At 65.7% G+C, this 3233-nt stretch carries 4 protein-coding genes; 2 read left to right on the top strand and 2 right to left on the bottom strand.

The genetic code is table 11. The features are described 5' to 3' along the window. Together QZX79_RS07320 and QZX79_RS07315 are read right to left on the bottom strand one after the other, a co-directional pair. On the bottom strand, nucleotides 1–203 hold a 203-nt coding region (locus QZX79_RS07320), incomplete at its 3' end, for a hypothetical protein (protein ID WP_294566805.1). Beyond that, nucleotides 190–936, bottom strand: coding sequence for an ATP-binding cassette domain-containing protein (locus tag QZX79_RS07315; RefSeq protein WP_294566802.1), 747 nt, complete (start codon nucleotides 934–936; stop codon nucleotides 190–192). The genes QZX79_RS07315 and QZX79_RS07320, both read right to left, overlap by 14 nt. Before the next feature lie 266 nt (nucleotides 937–1202). Between QZX79_RS07315 and QZX79_RS07310 the strand changes: the two genes are divergently transcribed. Next, the gene (locus tag QZX79_RS07310; RefSeq protein WP_294566800.1) at nucleotides 1203–2420 is read left to right on the top strand and encodes a sensor histidine kinase; all 1218 of its coding nucleotides are present in this window, start codon (nucleotides 1203–1205) and stop codon (nucleotides 2418–2420) included. Beyond that, on the top strand, nucleotides 2417–3082 hold the full coding sequence (locus tag QZX79_RS07305) for a response regulator transcription factor (protein ID WP_294566798.1): 666 nt from the start codon (nucleotides 2417–2419) through the stop codon (nucleotides 3080–3082). The genes QZX79_RS07310 and QZX79_RS07305 overlap by 4 nt, the downstream gene beginning before the upstream one ends. Nucleotides 3083–3233 lie beyond the last annotated feature (151 nt).

Genomic DNA, 3233 nt, shown 5'->3' with positions numbered 1-3233 from the left:
GCTGCCAGCTGCTCGGAGGCCGGCGTCATATCGATGACCGTCAGTTCGCCGGCGACTTCCGGGTCAGTGGCTTCGCTGTTAACGAGGTAAGGAATCAGGACGGTGGAGATGAGCTGCGTGGCAAGCAGGCCGACGGCCGCGATGAGGACCGCGATCCGGGTCGCAGGGATGGTGGTGAGTTTGAGGGTTTCAGCGCGCAGCATGGGTGGTCCATTCGGAAGAGCTGATCATGGAGAGGTAGAAGTCCTCGAGGTCGCCCTCGGAGGCGGCGAGGGCTTCGGCGAGGGTGGTCGCTGAGCGCACCTGCCCATCGGCGATGGCCACGATGTCATCGGCGATCTGCTCCACATCGGCAAGGATGTGGGAGGACAGCAGGACACTGCCGCCATGGTCGGCGAAGGAGCGCAGGTACTGCTTGAGCCAGTAGATGCCGGCAGGATCCAGGCCGTTGGCCGGCTCGTCGAGCACGAGGATCTTCGGATCGCCCAGGATCGCCGCGGCAATGGCAACACGCTGGCGCATGCCCAGGGAGTAATCCCGGATCCGGCGGTCGGCGTCGGCGCTCATGCCCACAATAGTTAGCACCTCCTCCACGCGGGCCGCCGCGTGGTATCCCTGGGCGGCGGCGATCCGCAGGTGCTGGCGTGCGGTGCGCCCGGGATGAAGACCGCCTGCATCCAGGACCGCCCCGACGACCCGGGTGGGATCGGACAGGTCGCGGAACGGCTTCCCGAACACCAGCGCCTCTCCCGCATCAGAGGCGATCAAGCCCAGCAACATACGGATCGTGGTGGTCTTCCCGGCACCGTTGGGCCCGAGCAGGCCCGTGATACGGCCGGCGCCGACGGTAAAGCTAACATCTTCGACCCGGCGGACGCCGCGGAAGGACTTCGAAAGGTGCTCTACGAGGAGGGGTTCATTCTCTTGCTTGTTCATACCTCCAAGATGCCAGCTGCGCACCCCCCGCACCCCAGCCCCAGGACCAGTCCTTCACTAGCCGCAGGACCAGTCCTTCACTAGCCAAAAGGACAGTCCGCAGCCGGCCGGTTGCCGGGTCCTTCCCCGGCCCTGACGGGCGTCCGGGTAGGCCGGTGCGTTCGTGGTTGACTTATCCCGTGAAGTCCATGCGAACCCGGCGAAGGGCCCGAGACAGCGCGTCCGGCACCACGCCGGAGTCCGAGCATCCACGGTCACTCCAACGCGTGGTTGCCCTCCCCGCCGTCGTCCTCGCGGTCGCGGTCGCCTCCCTCATCATCGAAAGAATCGATCCCCTGGAGCCGCCCCAGCTGCTGCTTCTGACGGCGCTGCAGGCGGCTCTCGTAGCCGGGCAGGCCGCTGCACTCCTCTTTCGCTACCGTGCCCCAGCGCCGGTGTTCGCGATTGTCGTGATGCTCGAGACGGTTCTCCTGGTTACAGGCGGGGCGGACCTGGGGCTAGGGAGCCTGGCGGTCACGATTTCCGCCTTCTACCTCATTCGCTGGGCACCACGGCCCCGGGCGTGGTACGTCCTGACGGTGCTTGCGCTCACGAGCAGCTTCGTCGTCCTTGGGGTGGCACTGGGCGGAACCCAAACCCCGCTGCTCGTCTTCGCCCTGGTCGCCGGGCGTCTGGTCGTCGAGTACGCGGCACCGGCTGTGGTCGCTGAACTCGTCCGCAACCGCGCGTACCTTGCCACTGCTGCGCGTGAGCGGGACGAGATGATCCGCCGTGAACAGGTACGGGATGAGGCTCAGCGCCGGAGGGCCGAGCAGACCGCCCTTGCCAGGGAGTTGCACGACATCTCAGGACATCACCTTTCCGGCATTATCGTGACCGCGCAGGCGGCAGGAACGCTGATCGAGAAGGATCCGCTGCGCACACGGGCCATGCTCCGTGAACTCGAAGGCGAGGCCCGGGCGATGATGATCGATCTGCGCAGGACTGTCGGCCTACTCCGCCCGGACCCGGAAACCGAAGGCGCCACCGGTGATATCCGGGCGTCCATCGGCACCCCGGGACTGGGTGATCTCTCAGAGCTGATCGATGCCGCCGTGCGCCGCGGCCAGAGCGTCACTTTCGAATCGAGAGGGGATGCTACCCATCTCGGGCCGGTTGCCCAGGCGACCATCTACCGCGTGGTGCAGGAATCGCTGGCCAACGCCGCACGCCACGCTCCAGGCGCTAAGTGCATGGTGACGATCGAGTACCTACCCGAGGCCACTGTCCTGACCGTGGAAAACACGTCGAGCCTCCACTACCGGGATATCACCTACGCTCAGCCGGCACCGGTTCACGACCGGCCACACCATGGATACGGGCTCGTCGGCATGCACGAGCGGGCGAAGCTCATCGGAGCCGAACTCACCACCGGGCGTTCGGAAACCGGCGGCTGGAGTAACCGGCTACGAATCCCGAACCTCGTACAAGGAGCACCACAATGATCCGTGTCCTGATCGCCGACGACCAGGTCATCGTTCGAGCCGGACTATCGATCCTGCTCGACTCAGCGGCCGATATCACCGTCGTCGGGGAAGCCGAAAACGGTCGGGAAGCTATCCGGCTGACCAAGGAGCTTCGCCCCGACGTCGTGTGCATGGACATCCGGATGCCTGTCATGGACGGCGTCGCCGCGACGCGCATCATCTCCGCCGATGCCAGCCTGAACAGCGAGATCCTGATCCTCACCACCTTCGACATTGACGACGACATCTTCGCCGCTCTCGAAGCAGGGGCCGCGGGCTTCCTCCTCAAAGGCGCCGACGAGGACACGCTGCTCAACGCCATCCGCTCGGTCGCACAGGGCGACGGCACCCTCGACCAGCGGCTGACACGGCGAATCCTGCAAGAGTTCGTGCAGCGCCGCCCATCGACACCGCCGGCCGGGGAGCGCAAGCCGCTTCCGTCGCCGCTCACCGACCGGGAGATCGACGTCCTGCAGCTCCTCGCGCAGGGCCTCTCAAACGCCGAAATCGCCAAACAACTTTTCGTGGAACAATCCACCATCAAATACCATCTCGCACATCTGCTCCAGAAAACCGGCGCCCGCGACCGCCTCCAGATTGTCCTCTGGGGCATACGCACAGGAACCGTCAGCATCGAGTAACAGGCGAGCAGGCCTCCACTGTCGTCCTCAAAATCCGGGCGCGCTGGGAGACGTCACCCTTGCTGTCAGCGAGGACGACCGCGTTCTGCACCGCCTCGCCTAACCGGCCGAGCCCGGGAGGCGAGATCTCCGCGACCCCGACGCGGAAGAA

The sequence above is a fragment of the uncultured Arthrobacter sp. genome (assembly GCF_902805515.1).
GTDB lineage: Bacteria > Actinomycetota > Actinomycetes > Actinomycetales > Micrococcaceae > Arthrobacter_D.
Note: the sequence above shows the minus strand (reverse complement) of the source record. Positions and strands in the feature narration are given on the sequence as shown.